Origin of the sequence: Bifidobacterium goeldii (assembly GCF_003951095.1) — a bacterium.
Taxonomy (GTDB): Bacteria; Actinomycetota; Actinomycetes; order Actinomycetales; family Bifidobacteriaceae; genus Bifidobacterium; species Bifidobacterium goeldii.
In genome coordinates, this window is the sequence record NZ_QXGL01000001.1 from 110,721 (window position 1) to 128,199 (window position 17,479).

The 17,479-nt window shown below is 53.5% G+C and carries 16 protein-coding genes; 13 read left to right on the plus strand and 3 right to left on the minus strand.

Features of this window, described 5'->3' with window-relative positions; genetic code table 11:
- Positions 1-40 precede the first annotated feature (40 nt).
- From D2E25_RS00510 to D2E25_RS00520, 3 genes are read right to left on the minus strand one after another with little or no spacing between them, the layout of a single operon-like run.
- A complete protein-coding gene (locus D2E25_RS00510) occupies positions 41-259 on the minus strand; it encodes a hypothetical protein (RefSeq protein WP_125979106.1) in 219 nt (72 codons plus the stop codon).
- On the minus strand, positions 252-1,298 hold the full coding sequence (locus tag D2E25_RS00515; RefSeq protein ID WP_164514642.1) for a hypothetical protein: 1,047 nt from the start codon (positions 1,296-1,298) through the stop codon (positions 252-254). Before D2E25_RS00515 ends, D2E25_RS00510 begins: the two co-directional genes overlap by 8 nt.
- Positions 1,250-1,753 (minus strand): VG15 protein, encoded by a 504-nt coding sequence (locus tag D2E25_RS00520; RefSeq protein WP_125979108.1) that lies wholly within the window; start codon positions 1,751-1,753, stop codon positions 1,250-1,252. The genes D2E25_RS00515 and D2E25_RS00520 overlap by 49 nt, the downstream gene beginning before the upstream one ends.
- A 368-nt stretch (positions 1,754-2,121) precedes the next feature.
- Here D2E25_RS00520 and D2E25_RS00525 point away from each other — a divergent pair, with 368 nt between their 5' ends.
- From D2E25_RS00525 to lgt, 13 genes are all read left to right on the plus strand, one after another.
- Positions 2,122-2,469, plus strand: coding sequence for a hypothetical protein (locus D2E25_RS00525; protein ID WP_125979109.1), 348 nt, complete (start codon positions 2,122-2,124; stop codon positions 2,467-2,469).
- Between the two features lie 11 nt (positions 2,470-2,480).
- Positions 2,481-3,185 (plus strand): type I-E CRISPR-associated protein Cas6/Cse3/CasE, encoded by a 705-nt coding sequence (cas6e, locus tag D2E25_RS00530; RefSeq protein ID WP_125979110.1) that lies wholly within the window; start codon positions 2,481-2,483, stop codon positions 3,183-3,185.
- Entirely contained in the window at positions 3,182-3,388 is a 207-nt protein-coding gene (locus tag D2E25_RS00535; RefSeq protein ID WP_241216890.1) for a hypothetical protein, read from the plus strand. Before cas6e ends, D2E25_RS00535 begins: the two co-directional genes overlap by 4 nt.
- An 8-nt stretch (positions 3,389-3,396) precedes the next feature.
- Complete coding sequence (locus D2E25_RS00540) at positions 3,397-3,648, plus strand: type I-E CRISPR-associated endoribonuclease Cas2 (RefSeq protein ID WP_241216961.1); 252 nt, start codon at positions 3,397-3,399, stop codon at positions 3,646-3,648.
- Between the two features lie 104 nt (positions 3,649-3,752).
- Positions 3,753-4,808 carry a tRNA (adenine-N1)-methyltransferase gene (locus D2E25_RS00545; protein ID WP_125979112.1) on the plus strand — a complete coding sequence of 352 codons (1,056 nt, stop codon included), beginning with the start codon at positions 3,753-3,755 and terminating at the stop codon, positions 4,806-4,808.
- A 195-nt stretch (positions 4,809-5,003) separates the two neighbouring features.
- Entirely contained in the window at positions 5,004-5,561 is a 558-nt protein-coding gene (locus tag D2E25_RS00550; protein WP_125979113.1) for a SixA phosphatase family protein, read from the plus strand.
- Between the two features lie 128 nt (positions 5,562-5,689).
- Complete coding sequence (metE, locus tag D2E25_RS00555; RefSeq protein WP_125979114.1) at positions 5,690-7,993, plus strand: 5-methyltetrahydropteroyltriglutamate--homocysteine S-methyltransferase; 2,304 nt, start codon at positions 5,690-5,692, stop codon at positions 7,991-7,993.
- A gap of 130 nt (positions 7,994-8,123) precedes the next feature.
- Positions 8,124-8,981, plus strand: coding sequence for a methylenetetrahydrofolate reductase [NAD(P)H] (gene metF, locus D2E25_RS00560; protein WP_125979115.1), 858 nt, complete (start codon positions 8,124-8,126; stop codon positions 8,979-8,981).
- Between the two features lie 221 nt (positions 8,982-9,202).
- Complete coding sequence (locus tag D2E25_RS00565; protein WP_125979116.1) at positions 9,203-12,304, plus strand: bifunctional [glutamine synthetase] adenylyltransferase/[glutamine synthetase]-adenylyl-L-tyrosine phosphorylase; 3,102 nt, start codon at positions 9,203-9,205, stop codon at positions 12,302-12,304.
- 110 nt (positions 12,305-12,414) lie between these two features.
- Positions 12,415-13,347: a nitrilase-related carbon-nitrogen hydrolase gene (locus D2E25_RS00570; RefSeq protein WP_125979742.1), complete on the plus strand. Its 933-nt coding sequence runs from the start codon at positions 12,415-12,417 to the stop codon at positions 13,345-13,347.
- 125 nt (positions 13,348-13,472) lie between these two features.
- On the plus strand, positions 13,473-15,560 hold the full coding sequence (locus tag D2E25_RS00575) for a bifunctional indole-3-glycerol phosphate synthase/tryptophan synthase subunit beta (RefSeq protein WP_125979117.1): 2,088 nt from the start codon (positions 13,473-13,475) through the stop codon (positions 15,558-15,560).
- A 20-nt stretch (positions 15,561-15,580) separates the two neighbouring features.
- Complete coding sequence (gene trpA / locus D2E25_RS00580) at positions 15,581-16,459, plus strand: tryptophan synthase subunit alpha (protein WP_125979118.1); 879 nt, start codon at positions 15,581-15,583, stop codon at positions 16,457-16,459.
- 9 nt (positions 16,460-16,468) lie between these two features.
- On the plus strand, positions 16,469-17,401 hold the full coding sequence (lgt, locus tag D2E25_RS00585) for a prolipoprotein diacylglyceryl transferase (protein WP_125979119.1): 933 nt from the start codon (positions 16,469-16,471) through the stop codon (positions 17,399-17,401).
- Positions 17,402-17,479 lie beyond the last annotated feature (78 nt).

Below are 17,479 nucleotides of genomic sequence, written 5' to 3' on the forward strand. Positions count from 1 at the left end.
CCACCCATGCGGGTGGTTAAAACAAAAAAATGATTATGGGCTAATCCCGGTTGACGAGCGGGTATTCGTCACGCGGTTTACCGTAGAAAACACACCAGTTCAGCCAGTCTCGTAATTCCTTATCGCTAACATACGGACCGTCCTCCCCCATAATGAAGAATGCTGCATCAAATACGTTGGCGTACTCTTCCAGAAGATCGCTCAGTGGCATGCTTTCGCCTTCTTTGCAAAATTCCTTGAAGAGTGTGTCGTCACCCATTGAACGCCTCCTGTATCATCTCATCTAATAGTTTAGATGATTGCGGGAACCATTTCTGTATATGATTCCACGCCTGCGGGTTCGCGATCTGGGCTGCTAACATTTCAGCCCACGCCTCGGCCGACCTCATCATGCCAGATTTGAAATATTTCGTCTCGATAGGATTCTTCGGATCTCTCGGCGGATGCCAAACAAAACCCCTGTATCCGTCGTATTGAGCGAAAATCATGTCATCCACAGCACCATCAGTATCGAGCATTCCTTCGTGGACTTTTTTCCTCATTCGGGTAAGAATCTGTTGGTCAGTAGGCTCAGCCTCGATGGAGCTTCTCCAATTGGAGAGCACTGTCCGTAGTACGCCCGCGTGGCCGCTGCCATAGAACTGCATGTAATCACCTTGGATAATTCCTTCGTCATACAGTCTTTTCAACTGGGCACGATTCAGACGACTATTCCTCTTCAAGTACGCATCGTATTGAGCTACCTCCATCAAAAGATTTGGCCGTTCCCTGATCAGTTCTTTCTTCGCTGTCTTATGCAATGCGACAGCATCATTCTGCAGCAGCATCGGGAACTCCGCTGTGTGATAGCCGTAGGAACCGTATTGGCGTGAATCTCCCAGTATCCAATCAAGCATATGTGATGTCTCATGAAACATGGTTTCATAGGCACGATTTCTTTTGCCGTCGAGACCGATCTTCTTCAGGTTGACACGGATACCACCGGCCTTGGGATCGAATTCGGCGGTTCCCGTGTATTTCGTGTTGATGATATAGTATTCGCCGGCGTGCTTGGCCCAAAGACGCACGGTGTCAGGATGTGACTTCGCAGCCTGCTTGAGCAGCTGGTTCATGCGCAGCGTGTGCAGGTGCCCAAGCTGTTTTTCGATCTCGCTACCTTTGGGGATGCGCATGTCCGGGTCGAACACGACACCGTCCTTGAGCAAACCTGGGAAATTGTAACGTAGCCACGCGCAGAGCGTCTCCGGCGTCATCTTCTCCCTGGCGTGCCGCGCGGATTGCGCGGCCTGATCATACATACCTTTCCATTCGGCTTGTTTTGCGAGCAGGATACTGTTTTTGCCCCAGCTGGGCACGACGGCGCAATGGCGTGTCCATCGTGGAAACTGCCGCCGAACGACGCGGTTTCCTCACTGTTATAAGCAAAACCACGCGAAGCGAGCATGACACAAAACGCGCGCGGCTTGATACCACCGCACACGCGCGCCCACTTCGGCTTAGTCGGATCAATACGAATGTTGCGCTGCATGGTAAGCCGACCAGACGTGTTAATCATGTCAGCAATGAACTGCTGCGCATCATCCACGTTATCAAGGCTTGGCCACAGGTCATTGATGGTCATGCCCGCACGACTCTGGCCTTCTTTAACCTGCTTGAAAGTCAAACCGTTAAAGTCCGTGTTTGAGAAGCCGCTTTGCTGCTGCCAGAGCACACGATCCGGGTCAATCAGATCAGTATGCGCAAAATCAGGCATATCAACATTACCCGCTTCAGTCCATACCCCGCGCAGCTGATCATAATAATCGTTCGCGATGGGACGTTGCTGAAGGTGTAGCTTACTTTTGCGCGCCGTTTATGGTGAGGATGATGTTTGTCCGGGCATCGTCAGTGTGACCAGGTTCATTCCTCCGTTGAGGGCTTGTATTGGCTGTGGGACAATAAGAAATTATCCCGATCGCCGTATCCAACGCCTCCGCTTGCACGGGTGTTCCCCGCATACGCGGGGATGATCCCGATGAATGGAAATGGTAACAATTGAAAACAACTGACAACAACAATGGGTGTTCCCCGCATACGCGGGGATGATCCCCTGTACGAGATCTCCACGCTTAACATTTTCCCGTGACGTTGGGAGTACATGACGAATACGAGGGTGTGCGACAGGCGCTGGAACGTGAACCATGGCATGCTTCGGCATGGTATCGACGTCGGTATCCGTCTCCGTGGTTGGAAGTTGTATGCGACGCGGATGAAAACGAACCGGCTGCTACACAGGCCGATCTGCCGATGACTTTCAGTCAGAAGGATCGCCGGTATGCGGGCCGTGCGGTCCATCGATATCGGATTGATAATCCTGGCATTGCAGGCGGTGCTCACGGATCAGACATGTCTGATGGTCATCAAAGATTGGGCACTGTGCCGCCGAGCTTCGACTCCACCGGGGCTGACGACCCCATGAACTTTGCATAGGAGTGAATCGCATGTTCATTTCACGAGTACCGTTGAACACGGCTAGGGAAGGTGCGAGGCAGCTGATAACGTCGCCGTATCGCACTCATGCGGCAGTGGAGAGTGCGTTCCCACCCGGTAGCGTACGCGACGGTGAGGAAGGCCGTATTCTATGGAGGCTGGATACCTTGCCGCAGGATCATAGCGTCTGGTTGTACGTCGTCAGCCCGCAGGCCCCCGATTTCACGCACATCATCGAACAGGCTGGCTGGCCGATGCAAGCACAGTGGGAAAGCAAAGACTACACGCCGTTGCTGTCCCGCATCGCAGTCGGTCAGCAATGGCAGTTCCGGTTGCGCGCCAATCCGGTGCGCAAAGCGCGCGTCGACAAGGGCCTCCGACCCAAGGCGAACGGCGAAGGTATTATTGGCACGATCCAAGGCCACGTCACCGCCGAACAGCAACGCAACTGGCTTATTGCTCGCGCCGAAACACACGGCTTCTCGATAATGCTCGATGACAATGGTGACCCGTCAGTGATCGTCAGTCAGCGTCACCGCGAACGGTTCCAGCGCGACGGTCAGACGGTCACGCTGGCTACAGCAGTGTTTGATGGCCGTTTGACAGTAACTGATGCTGATCTATTCCGTCATACACTCTGCCACGGCATCGGCCGTGCCAAAGGATTCGGCTGCGGTCTGATGACTATCGCACCGATCCGGAAACCACAGTCATGAGTGCCGGGCGCACGGTTCCCGGCACGCCGCCGCCCGAACTCGGTGAGCTGGTACGTGCCGAGGACCGCCTGTCGTTCGCTTATTTCGAACATTGCGTGATCAACCGTGCTGACAATGCCATCACTGTCACCGACGACACCGGAACGAGGCATGTTCCCGGTGGTTGCTGGAGATATCGGCGGGCGTATTCGTCGGTCATGTGAGCGCGAAGGTGCGTGACTGGCTATGGGAGCGCATCGTCGAGCTCATTCGTGACGGGCGTGTGATCATGGTGTACTCCGCGCGTAACGAACAGCATTGCGCCTTCCGTGTCCATCATGCCGACTGGGTACCCGAGGATTGTGATGGACTGGAGCTTATTAGGCGTCCAAAGCCCCAGACACAATTCGAATCGAATAGCTCTCGGCGGCGAGGCTGGAGCAATGCGAGCAAATGGCATGCGGCGCGTAAATACCGGCACTGAAGAAAACTGAAGAAAAAAGTGGACCTTGATGTCTCATGCTGAAGGCAGGCCATGCTTTAGACTGTAACGGTTTTGAGGAATGTGATCATAAGGAGAAACTCATCATGCAGGAACGTCGCGGAGTATTGCGCGCCGGCGAAAAAGTACAGTTTACTGATCGCAAGGGTAAGAAGATCACCGACCAGCTGGTTGCCGGCGGCTCCACGCAAACCGAGCATGGTTTGATTTTGCATGATGATGTTATTGGTCAAACAGAAGGCGTGGTTATTACCACGGTTACTGCAAAGCGAGAAGCGCAAGTCAACCAAGTGCATCCTGAACGTGACGCTAGTAAACCGTGGAAGGCAGCGCGTGCGATTGGCGGCTGGAATTATGCAGTTATGCGCCCTCGCATGGCTGACTATGTACTGTCAATGCCGCGCGGCGCGCAAATCATGTACCCAAAGGATATTGCGCAAGTAATCCAGCTGGGTGACATTCGACGTGGATTCAATGTGCTTGAATCCGGTGCTGGTTCTGGTGCAATGAGTCTTAATTTGCTTGACGCAGTGGGGGAGAACGGTCATCTTACTACGATTGAGCTGCGCCCTGACTTTGCGCGTGTGGCTGAAGCAAACGCAACCTTGTATTACGGCGAAAAACCAGCATGGTGGGATTTGAAAACTGGCGATTTTGATTCAGTAGCGGCAACTTTGCCTGAACACGAATTCGATCGCATTATGCTTGACATGCTCGATCCGTGGAATCGGCTCGAACAGGCGTATCGCGTAATTGCCCCAGGTGGTGTGCTCATCTGCTATATCACTACTACTACGCAGATGACGCGACTGGTCGAAGCATTGCGTGAATCCGGGCATTGGACTGAGCCAGATATTCAAGAAACGCTTGAACGGAGTTGGAAAGCGCAAGGGTTGGCCGTGCGCCCAGATCACCAGATGATCGGTCATACCGGTTTTCTTGTTGTTGCTCGCGCAATGGCAGAAGGATTTACTGCGCTCAAAAAGCGCGATCGAATTACTAAGGATACGACTACTGACATTGATTCGCTGACCGATGATGAGCGCGCTCAGCAGCTTGAAGATCTTGAATTGCGTGATATTTCCGATCGCAAGCTTCGTAAAGTATTGCGCGATCTAGACGCCCAAGTTTCACAGCTTTAGTGTGCTAGTGGTTTGCGAAACTGCTGAATTACCATGGCGAACTGGCTGATGGCCGATGATAGGCGCGTATAGCGAAAAGAATAATTCGTCTCACCGCGAGAAAGATGCAACACGCGGGTGGACAGTTCACCTTCGTCGGCCATAATAAGTGCAGCGTTATGGGGGCGGCTCGTGACGCATTGAAAAAGGGGCATCATGGCAGTAAAACTCGGCAAGATTGCCAAGAGTGCGAAAGCATTCGATCATGTGTTGATCGTTATGCGTCACGCAAAAACAGAACCGTTTAATAGCGGTGGCGATATTGCGAGAGAAATCACTGACAAAGGTGCAAAACAAGCGAAGACAGTGTCTAAAGGATTAGTCGATATGCGACTAGTCCCTGATCGTATTGTCTGCTCGAGTGCTACACGCGCGCGCCAAACACTAGATAAAATGCTCAAAACGTTTGGCGACGATCCGAAGGTTGATTACCGGCAGAGCCTCTACGATGGTGGTATGCAAGCGATTTTTGATGAGCTTGCTTCCACAAGAGATAATAACCGGGTTCTCATGATTCTTGGCCATGAGCCGACCGTATCGATTGCAAGTCAATGGCTTGCTTCCGCTGATTCAGATGCGCGTCATTTAGACCGTCTTAATTTAGGATTATCACCGGCCAGCATGGTTATTTTCGGCTCTGACGTACCGTTTTCCAAGTGGCAAGTGCATGAGGTTGAGCTGCTTGCTGTTCTTACGCCTAAAGATTTTGATTAACAATATGTGATAGCTATGCAGTGCCGTTATAAATACCGTCTATAACGACACCCTAGCGCGGCTGATGACCTCTGTTTCGGTGAAGTTTGATAGTCTGAGCGGGTTACTGTCGACTTATTGGAGGATTCATGCCTGCTTTCACTTCCGTCTCGGGGTTTCCCCGCATCGGACAGAATCGTGAACTGAAGAAGATCATCGAAGCGTATTGGAAGGGCGCCGCTTCTCTCGACGATGTGCGCGGCACTGCCAAGGAGCTGCGTGCCAAGCACTGGAAGCTGCAGGCTGACGCTGGTGTTGCTTTGATCCCCAGCAATGACTTCAGCTACTACGATCAGATGTTGGACACGGCAATCCTGCTCAACGTGATCCCGCAGCGTTACAAGCGTCTCGCTTTCGAAAACCCGGAAGAAACGCTGTTTGCGATGGCCCGCGGCTATCAGGGCGACAAGGGTGATGTGACCGCTCTGCCAATGAAGAAGTGGTTCACCACCAACTACCACTATCTCGTGCCAGAAATTGAGCCGTCCACTGAAATCAAGCTCAACGGCACTAAGCCGTTCGATGAGTTCAACGAGGCCAAGGCGCTTGGTATCGACACTAAGCCGGTGCTCATCGGCCCGTACACGTTCTTGAAGCTCGCTCGCAACGATCAGGCCGAGGAGATCGAATACGACAAGGGCTTGGTGAACGCGGTTGCTGCTGTGTACGCCGAAGTGCTCACCAAGTTCGCTGAGCTTGGTGCTGCATGGGTACAGATCGACGAGCCGTACCTCGTGCTCGACAAGGAGCCGGGCGACGTCGAACTGTTCAAGACCCTGTACACGAAGATCCTGCCGGCTCGTGACGGCAAGGTTAAGGTGCTGCTCAACACGTACTTCGGCCACATTGCCGACGTGTACGAGACTGTTAACCTGCTCGGCTTCGACGGTATCGGCCTCGACCTGAACGAAGGCAAGGATGAGAATCTTGCTGCCGTCCAGCAGTACGGCGTCAACTCCGCGACGACGATCTTCGCCGGCGTGGTTAACGGCCGCAACATTTGGCGCAACAACTACGCCGTGAGCCTCGGCTTGATCGACGCACTCAAGCAGGTCACCCCGAACGTGGCCGTGTCCACCGCATCCTCCCTGCTGCACGTACCGTTCAGCACCGAAGGTGAGACCGCACTCGACCCAGCTGTGCTCAAGCACTTCGCGTTCGCTGTCGAAAAGGTCGGCGAACTGGTCGAGATCGCTAAGCTGGCCGATGCTGACGACGATGTGAAGAAGGCATCCGCTGAACTTGCTGCTAACCAGGCGCTGTTCGACGGTACGCGTGTTGCAGCTGACCCTGCCGTTGCAGAGCGTATCGCTAAGCTCACTGACGCAGACTTCGTGCGTCAGCCAGCCCGCGCTGAGCGTCAGAAGGAACAGCGCGAAGTGCTTGGCCTGCCGCTGCTGCCAACCACTACGATCGGCTCCTTCCCGCAAACCAAGGAAATCCGCGCTGAACGTGCTCGCCTGCGCAAGGGCGAGATCACCAAGGAAGCATACGACGAGTTCATCAAGGCTCAGATCGACGCTTGCATCAAGCACCAGGAAGAGATCGGTCTCGACGTTCTCGTTCACGGCGAATTTGAACGTAACGACATGGTCGAATACTTCGGCCAGAACCTTAACGGCTTCCTGTTCACCAAGAACGCGTGGGTGCAGTCTTACGGCACCCGCTGCGTCAAGCCTCCGATCGTGTGGGGCGACGTCTCCCGCGCCAAGCCGATCACCGTCGAATGGTCCGCATACGCGCAGAGCCGCACGAACCACGTCATGAAGGGCATGCTCACCGGTCCGGTCACCATCCTCAACTGGTCTTGGCCGCGTGAAGACATCACCCACGAACAGCAGACTCAGCAGCTTGCGCTGGCGATTCGCGACGAGGTGCTCGACCTCGAAGCCGCCGGCATCAAGGTCATTCAGATCGACGAAGCCGCACTGCGCGAGAAGCTGCCGCTGCGCAAGACCGACTGGCACAAGAAGTATCTCGACTGGGCTATTCCGGCATTCCGTCTCGTGCACTCTGGCGTCAAGCCGACTACGCAGATTCACACGCACATGTGCTACTCGGAGTTTAACGACATCATCCGCGACATCGACGCAATGGATGCTGACGTGATCTCCTTCGAAGCATCTCGTGGCGATCTGGTGGTGCTCGACGCGATCCACGATGCACACTTCGAGACCGAGGCAGGCCCGGGCGTCTACGACATCCACTCGCCGCGTATTCCTTCCGAGCAGGAAATCGAAGAGCGTATCGGCGAAATCCTCAAGAAGATGGACGTCGAAAAGGTGTGGATTAACCCTGACTGCGGTCTGAAGACTCGTGGCAACGCCGAAACATGGCCGAGCCTCGAGCATTTGGTGGCTGCTGCCAAGGCAGTGCGCGCCCGCCTCGCCTGATACGTACATTCTGCGTGTACACATTGGCTCCCCTTGCTAGGGTGAAGACCGTCGATATCGACGCTTCACGCTGGCAAGGGGAGCCTTCCTAAGTTCATTGCAAAGCCAGTTATGGCAAGGAGCATCAACCATGCATAAACCGATTTTTTCGCTCGAGGTTTTCCCACCGAAGCGTGACGCTCCGATTGGCACAATCTATGATGCGCTCGACGGCCTTGAAGGCCTTAAACCTGACTTTATTTCGGTGACCTATGGGCATGGTACGCATGCTGATCGTACCGCTACAGCGCGTATTGCCAATACGATTCGCCAGGATTACCAGATTCCCACCGTAGCTCACCTGACAGCGCTGTACTCCGATACTGAGCGTATTGACGAGGCTCTAGACCTGTTTGAAAAAGCGAAAGTTGGTGGCGTCCTGGCACTGCGTGGCGATCATCTTGATGGCTGTGAGCCGGTTGGCGTATTCAATCATGCCAGTGATCTCATCACGTACATTCGTGAACGTAAACCAGATTTGAAAATCCTCGCTGCCTGCTATCCGGAAGGTCATACGGAGTCAGAGTCATTGGATGAGGACATTATTCATCTCAAAGCAAAGGTTGATGCTGGCGCTTCGCATTTGATCTCTCAGCTGTTTTATGACAATGCTGACTTCTATCGTTTTCTGGAAAAAGCACGCGCTGCGGGCATTACTGTTCCGATTGAAGCAGGTATTATGCCAGTGACTTCCGCGAAGTCGGTATATTCGATGGCGTCGAAGAACAATACGCGTATTCCTAAAGCTGTGACCGCGATGCTTGATAAATGGGGTGATGACCTGCCGTCGTTGCGCGCAGCCGGTATCAATTTTGCGGCTCAGCAGATCACGAATCTTGTGGCTAACGATGTCGATGGTATTCACCTGTATACGATGAATCGTGCGGCTACTGCACGACGTATTTGGCATGACGTCCAGCCGTTGTTTAGTAATAATTTGGAGCAGTGATTCTGGAAATTCTGAATGACCGCATTTCTTGGCGGCCTGCTTATGTTGTGCGTTATCTTTACACAACATAAGCAGGCCGCCAAGTGCGTTGTACTCGTATTGTTGCTCGCTGGAGGATAGTGACAATGCAGGTAACTGTTACGTTCGTGCGAACCGAATAGAAGCATATAAATTCTGGTACATGCGCACGCAGACCCGTATGATCTTGTACATTGGAACGTATGGTTGCTACGGGAAACTTTGAGGCAAGTGCACGTGAGTTAATCCACGCGGGGTTGCAGGATCTTGACGGTGCACGTTCGATGTTTGCATCTCTTGCTGCTAATGGATGTGATCACAGCCAACTCGAGTTATTGCTTGATGCCCTACAGCGAGTTGGCGATCCTGATGTTGCGTTGCGCAATCTCGTTGATATTGTTAATGCGCTGGTAAGTCAAGGAAATGAGATAACCGGTGTTATGCCTGACGATAAGTCGTTTAGGCGTCTCATTGCTGTGCTTGGCGTCTCCGATGCAATGGGCAAACTCATGCGATTCCGCCCTGACTTAGTGGAAGCTGCAGCAGTAGATCATTGCAATAGTCACTTGTTTAATCGAGCACAACGCCGCGCGTACGTGTTGGAGGCGATTGGTGCTGATCCTGCTGACGAAGATCATCCATGTTCATCGATGCCGCTCGCTGAAGCAACTACGGCGCTGCGGCGTTCGTACCGCAAACAGTTGGCGGCGATTATTGCGCAGGATACGACCGCGGACGATCCGATTGCATTGCAGCCGCGGATTAGTAGCGAATTATCTGATCTAGCTGATGCGGCACTTGAAGGTGCGTTAGCCATTGCACGTCATGAAGTTGATGGCAGCGAGCATTGCCGCTTTGCGATTATTGGCATGGGCAAGCTCGGCGCGCAAGAGCTCAATTATGTGTCAGACGTAGATCTCATTTATGTTGTTGAGCCGGCGGATAAAAACACTAGTCGTCAACTGTTGTATCGCATTGGTACGAAGATGGGCACGCTGCTGCAGCGTGTATGCCAGTCTGTGATCATGGGCGTTGCAGAACCAACACTATGGCAGATTGACGGTGGACTTCGCCCCGAGGGCAAAGATGGCTCGCTAGTGCGTACATTGGAATCGCATCAAGCGTATTACGAGCAGTGGGCGGAAAACTGGGAGTTTCAGGCTCTGTTGAAAGCGCGACCAGTTGCGGGCGATCCCGAACTTGGACGATCGTACATGACTATGACGAGACCGTTTGTCTGGAGCGCCTCCAAGCGCGACAACTTTGTGTACGACTGTCAACAGATGCGTAAACGTGTGGAAGACCTTATTCCAGCGCCTTTAAAAGACCGTGAAATCAAGCTTGGTCGTGGAGGCCTGCGCGACGTTGAATTCACCGTGCAAATGTTGCAGCTTGTTCATGGACGTACCGATGAAACGTTACGCACGAGTTCGACGTTGGAATCCTTACAACGCTTGTCAGACGGCGGTTATGTATCGCGCCGTCAAGCTGCCCGTCTCGCATGGGATTACCGTTTTGAACGAGTCATGGAACATCGTCAACAGATGTGGGCATTGAAACGTACGCATCTGTTTCCTGACATGGGAGCTGCAAATCTTGGCGGTTTGGAGCGCAAACGAGACATTAACGTTGAACAGCTCAATCAGAATCTTGAGCTGCGTCGTCTTGCGCGCGCATTCCGCATGCACCCTGAAGAACTTGTCGCCAAATATGACGAGACTAGGCGCGAAGTACGCCGCCTGCACATGGATATCTACTATCGTCCAATGCTGCCGATCGCTGCTACAAGCGACGGCGACGACATTGCCCTCACTGAGCAAGCCGCACAAGAACGTTTCGCTTCAATCGGATTTGAAGATCCACAGGCTGCTATGCGTCATGTTGCAGCACTTACAGCTGGCGTTTCTCGCGCTTCGAAAATCAATCGTATTTTGCTACCGGCTGTACTTCAATGGCTCGGTCAGGGGCAAAATCCTGATATGGGCTTACTGAATTGGCGCAAGCTTGAAGAACGCTTTGGTACAGAAAGTGAGTATCTGGGCTTCTTGCGCGATTCAACATCAGCTGCACAGCGCTTATGCCATATCTTGTCCAACTCGCGTTTTCTTGGCGACGCGCTCAACAAATCAGTTGAATCAGTTACTTGGCTAGGGCATGACGAACAGCTTGTGGCACGCACACGCGCTAGCTTGGATATTCAATGCGAGTCATCGCTGGCACGTAATGCGCAGAATATCAATGATTTTGCGACTTCAATGCGCGCAATGCGCCGTCATGAAATCGAACGAATTGGCCTGGCGTGGATGAGCGGCGTGATGGATGATGACGCTTGCCTCAAAGGCATGACTGATGTATACGACGCGATTATCGAAGCAGCACTAACATGGTCGATTCGCTGGCAACAAGCGCAGATGCAGCTTACCAGTGCGCCGGCAACGATCGCAGCAATTGCGATGGGACGATATGGCGGTCGTGAAGTCAATTTCAGCTCCGACGCGGATATGATCCTCCTGTATCGTCCAGTTGAAGGCGCTGACGATGGGCAAGCTAATGTGTTCGCTCGTAAAGTAACCGATGTACTGCGTCAGATATTGCAGGGGCCGACTACGCTTGAGCCAAAGATTGAAGTGGATCTTGATCTTCGACCCGAGGGTAAGAATGGTCCGCTTATTCGCTCGTACGCTTCATGCCGGGAATACTACACGTCATGGGCAAGCACATGGGAGCATCAAGCGTTGCTGCGCGCACGATACGCTGCTGGTGACCGCACATTGGCGGAAGATTTTCTGCACGAAATCGCGGACCCACTGCGCTACCCGGTGCAGCCACTCACTGACGCTCAGTTGGGCGAAATTCGCAAGCTCAAAGCTCGTATGGAAGCAGAACGTCTGCCGCGTGGCGTACGTCGTGAACGGCATTTAAAGCTCGGCAAAGGTGGCTTGTCAGATGTGGAGTGGACCGTGCAACTGCTGCAATTGCAGCATGCAGGCGACAATGCGTCACTGCGGCTGAACTCGACATTGGAAGCGCTTGATGAGCTTGAACGTCGTCGGTTTATTGACAAAGCTGATGCGATGTTGTTGCGCAAAACGTGGCGTATGTGCACAGCAGCGCGTAATGGCAATTATCTGTGGAATGGACGTGTTACGCAGGCGGACATTCTTCCTGACGATATCTACTCGCTTGGCGGTATTGCTGTGTATCTCGGCTATGACGCGCATCGAGGCCAGCACTTTGAAAATGATCTGCTGGGAGCAATGCGTAAATGCCGCGATATTGTAGAACGTTTGTTCTACGGTCGCTGAGTTTCACGAATGGGGATGTGCGCCGCGCCGTAGCATGCACAACTGTGTATAGTACGGGCTCAAATACAGCCCTAGCAGTTGATACGCATGCTATGGTTCGTGGCATGACCATGTTCGATTCGCCTATAACAAGACTCGACCGATACAGCAACTTCACTTCGGAACAGACTGCATATTTGCAGGTTGCGGTTGCACAATTCACAGTTCAGCGCGACCCGGAACATAACCTCAATATCATCGATAACTATGCATCCAAAGCTGCACGTCGCGGAGCTCGCTTATTGCTGCTACCTGAAGGGTTGATTGCTCGTGACGGCAATGATGATCGTTGTACTGTTGAGCATGCACAGCCAATGAACAGCCCTTTCGTTCGTAAACTACGGCGGATCAGCGCTATGCACGGCATCACCCTCATGGGTACGATTCATATCCTGCCTGAAGGAACGAATGCAGTACACAACGTACGGCACACACTGCCTACTGATATGCCGGGGCGCATGGCAGCAGGCGAACCTGATCGTCGGGTTTCTAATGTGTTTGTTGTAGTGAGCGGTGGCAAGATCGCGTACACGTATGACAAACTGCATCTTTACGACGCGTTTGCAACCCGTGAATCCGATATGGTGCGCCCCGGAGATGAACTGCCGCCAGTTGTAGATATTGACGGCTGGCGCGTAGGCGTAATGACATGCTACGACGTACGTTTCCCCGAAATGGCAAGGTCATTAGCGGCGCGTGGCGCTGAAGTGATTGCAGTAAGCGCCGCGTGGGTACGCGGTGAATATAAACAACGGCACTGGGAATTGATGACTGCAGCAAGAGCAGTGGAGAATACGTGCTATGTGTTGGCATGCAGCGAAGTCAGTAACCGCAATATTGGTTTAAGCCGCATCATTGATCCAATGGGTAACGTTATCGCACAAGCCGATGATGCCAACGCGAGCATGATTGATGCGTTACTACGCCGCGATGTTCTCGAATCTGCGCGAGTTGCTTTGCCATTATTGGACAATCGAAGGTTTGCTGATCCTGAACTGCGCTAATTGCACATAACGGGCTATTGACTCTATTGATAAGGGAACCGCCCAGAATGTAGGACAGTATGAACGCTGGGCAAGCTCGCTGACTTACAGTGACGCATGATCGACCACACACTTAAGGGAGGATCATGTCGGTTTTGGACGAATTGGTAGCGGGCGCACTGGAAGATCAGCGTACCCGTGAAAGCATCGTATCGCTCGAAGATGTGCGGAAGGCTGCATTGGCAGCTCCGGCCCCAATCGATGCGAAGCGATGGCTTAAGCGCGCAGATGGCATCCCGGTGATCGCCGAAATTAAGCGCGCTTCTCCGTCCAAAGGTCATTTGAGCGACATTCCTGATCCGGCGGCGCTAGCTCGCGAATATGAGGCGGGCGGTGCAAGCGCTATTTCTGTGCTCACTGAGGGACGTCGTTTTCTTGGTTCGCTTGATGATCTCGACAAGGTTCGCGCTGCAGTACATATTCCAGTATTGCGCAAGGATTTTATTGTTACTGATTATCAGATTTTTGAGGCACGCGCTCACGGTGCTGATCTAGTGCTGCTGATTGTTGCTGCATTGGATGATGAAAAACTGAAGCATCTGCTTGATCTTGCACACGAGTTGAACATGACAGCGCTTGTAGAGACGCATACGCGCGAAGAAATCGAACGCGCGATTGCCGCTGGCGCAAAGGTCATTGGCATCAATGCGCGCAATCTCAAAGATCTTAAAGTTGATGTCAATAAATACAACGAATTGGCTGCCAATCTGCCCGATGACGTAATTCGCGTTGCTGAATCTGGCGTGTTCGGCGCTGTTGAGGTCGAGGACTATGGTCGTGCTGGGGCCGATGCGGTGCTGGTGGGAGAAGGCGTAGCTACGGCTGCCGATCATGAACTTGCAGTGGAACGACTAGTAAAGGCAGGAGCAAGAGTGAAAGCATCTGAAACCACTCCGTTAAGCGAACATCAGGGACCGTACTGGGGTCAGTTCGGCGGTCGTTATGTGCCCGAAGCGTTGATTACCGCGTTGGACGAGCTGGAACGCGTCTACGATGAGGCCAAGGCAGATCCCGAATTCCACAAGGAGTTCATGACGCTGCAGCAGCGCTATGTCGGCCGCCCGTCTCCGTTGACCGAGGCGCCTCGTTTCGCGGAACTCGTTAAGGCTAAGACCGGTCTTGACGCGCGTATTTTCCTCAAGCGTGAGGATCTTAACCATACCGGTGCGCATAAGATCAATAACGCGCTTGGCCAGGCGCTGCTCGTCAAGCGCATGGGTAAGACGCGCGTGATCGCTGAGACTGGTGCTGGTCAGCACGGTGTGGCTACTGCTACCGTGTGCGCGATGCTCGGCCTCAAGTGCCGTATTTACATGGGTCAGATTGATGCTCGTCGTCAGGCGCTCAACGTCGCCCGTATGCGCATGCTCGGCGCAGAAGTCGTGGAGGTTACGCTCGGCGATCGTATCCTCAAGGACGCGATCAACGAGGCGCTGCGCGACTGGGTTACCAACGTCAAGGACACCCACTACCTGCTCGGTACAGTTGCTGGTCCTCACCCGTTCCCGGCGATGGTTCGCGACTTCCAGAAGATCATCGGCGAGGAAGCCAAGGAGCAGCTGCGCGATTGGTACGGTATTGATCATCCGGACGCGATCTGCGCGTGCGTCGGCGGCGGCTCGAACGCCATCGGCGTAATGAACGCATTCCTCGATGACGAGCGCGTGAACCTGTACGGCTACGAGGCCGGTGGCAACGGCCCTGAATCCGGCAAGCACGCGATTCGTTTCGCACCAGGCACTGGCCAGCTGGGCATGTTCCAGGGTGCTAAGAGCTACCTGCTGGAAACCGATGAAGGCCAGACGCTGGACACGTATTCGATCTCGGCGGGCCTCGACTACGCGTCCGTTGGCCCAGAGCACGCATGGCTCAAGGATATTGGCCGTGTGAACTACAGCTGGGCTACCGATGAAGAAGCTATGAATGCGTTCCGCGATCTGAGCCAGACCGAAGGTATTATCCCGGCTATCGAAAGCTCGCACGCAGTTGCTGGCGCATACAAGGCCGCTGCTGATCTGAAGGCGAAGGGCTACGACAAGGCTGTGATGATCATCAACATTTCTGGTCGTGGCGACAAGGATATGGCCACCGCTGGCAAGTGGTTTGGTTATCTGACTGACGAGCAGGCAGCTGCACTTGACGTCACCGGCGCGCACGGCAATAACGTGGCCTGAGGATCGAGGAGAACGACATTATGACGAACACTGCAAACACTACAACTACACCGTCCGGTCAGCCTCTCGGCATTAGCCACAAGCCCAGCCGTACCGAGGCGATGTTTGACGCGTTCAAAGCTGAAAACAAGCCGGCATTCATCGGCTACCTGCCGTACGGCTTCCCGAACCCGGATGTTTCGCTTGATGCATTGCGCACAATGGTCGAACACGGCGTTGACGCGGTCGAAATTGGCCTGCCGTACTCCGACCCGGTGATGGACGGTCCGGTCATTCAGGCCGCTAGCCAGATCGCACTGAACAATGGCGAAAGCATTCATGGCGTATTCAAGGCCGTTGAAACTGTGGCAAACGCTGGCGGTGTGCCGCTTATCATGAGCTACTGGAATCTTATCTACCATTACGGTGTTGAATGTTTCGCCCGCGATTTTGAGAACGCTGGTGGCGCAGGTCTCATCACCCCGGATTTGATCCCAGATGAGGCAGGGGAGTGGATTGAAGCTTCCGACCGCCATGGCCTTGACCGCATTTTCCTGGTGTCGCCAGATTCGGCTGATGAGCGTCTCGAAGTAGTTTCTCGTAACGCTCGTGGCTTCGTATACGCTGCTGCTCGCATGGGCGTGACTGGCGAACGTGCTTCCATCGACGCATCCCCAGAGACGCTCGTTGCACGTACTCGCAAAGCTGGCGCGAAGAACGTGTGCGTTGGCATTGGCGTGTCTACTCCTGAGCAGGGCGCAAAGGTTGGTGCGTACGCCGACGGTGTCATCGTGGGCTCTGCACTCGTGCACACGTTGCTTAACGATGATGATCGGACTGCAAAGGAACCAGCTGCAGGTTTGAAAGATCTTGCAGCTAAGGCCGAGTCGCTCGCTGAGGGCATCCACAACGCGCGTTAGCATTTGGGTATGAATCTGGCTTATATTCCATCTCCGACCTTTTCGAAGTTCACCATCGGCCCAGTGACGATTCACATGTATGCGATCTGTATTTTGATCGGCATCGTGTTCGCTGTGTGGATCCTCACTGTCCGATGGAAGCGCTTCGGTGGCACGTTCGACCAGATACTGGACACGACGCTTGTTGCGGTACCGTCCGGTCTGGTCGGTGCCCGCCTATACCACTGCATTACTACGCCAAGTGCATATTTCCCGCCTACCGGTAACCTTCTCAACATCGTAAAAGTGTGGGAAGGCGGTATGGCTATTTTCGGTGGCATTTCGGTGGGTGCCCTGGCCGCATTCTTGTGGTGCCGCCATAAGCACTATCCGTTTGCGCTTTTGGCTGATTGCATTGCTCCAGCACTCATGGTTGCTCAAGCCATTGGTCGACTCGGCAACTGGTTTAACCAGGAGCTGTACGGCAAGCCAACCACGCTGCCTTGGGGCCTCAAGCTCAACGACGCTGATGCAATTGGTAAGACGGAGATCTGCTACAACGGTCAGCCTTGCCCAACTGGCACGCTGTTCCATCCGACATTCTTGTACGAGATGATCTGGAACCTGATCGGTGCTGCAATTATCGTGTGGCTAGGCCGCAAGTTGATTGACGTACTGAAAACCGGTCAGCAGTTCGCAATGTACATGATGTGGTATGGATTAGGTCGTACGTGGATTGAGAGTATCCGAATCAACTATTCGACGATTATTCTGGGCCTTCGCATCAATGTGTGGACAGCAATTATCGTGTTTATTCTCGGATGCGTGTTGTTCGTTGTACTGTGGCGCGTTGGTGCCAATACGCGTGATCTCAGTAATCGGTTGACTGCAGTTACCGCCGATGAGCTTGAACGTCAGCGGATTGCTGAAGAGCAAGCCAACGATAAGAAAGCACGTCACTAATCCACGTCGTGGACCAAATATAGATTGCGGTGCTGCGCAATCTATCACTGATAATTCACCCATCGTTCGCTTGGCGAC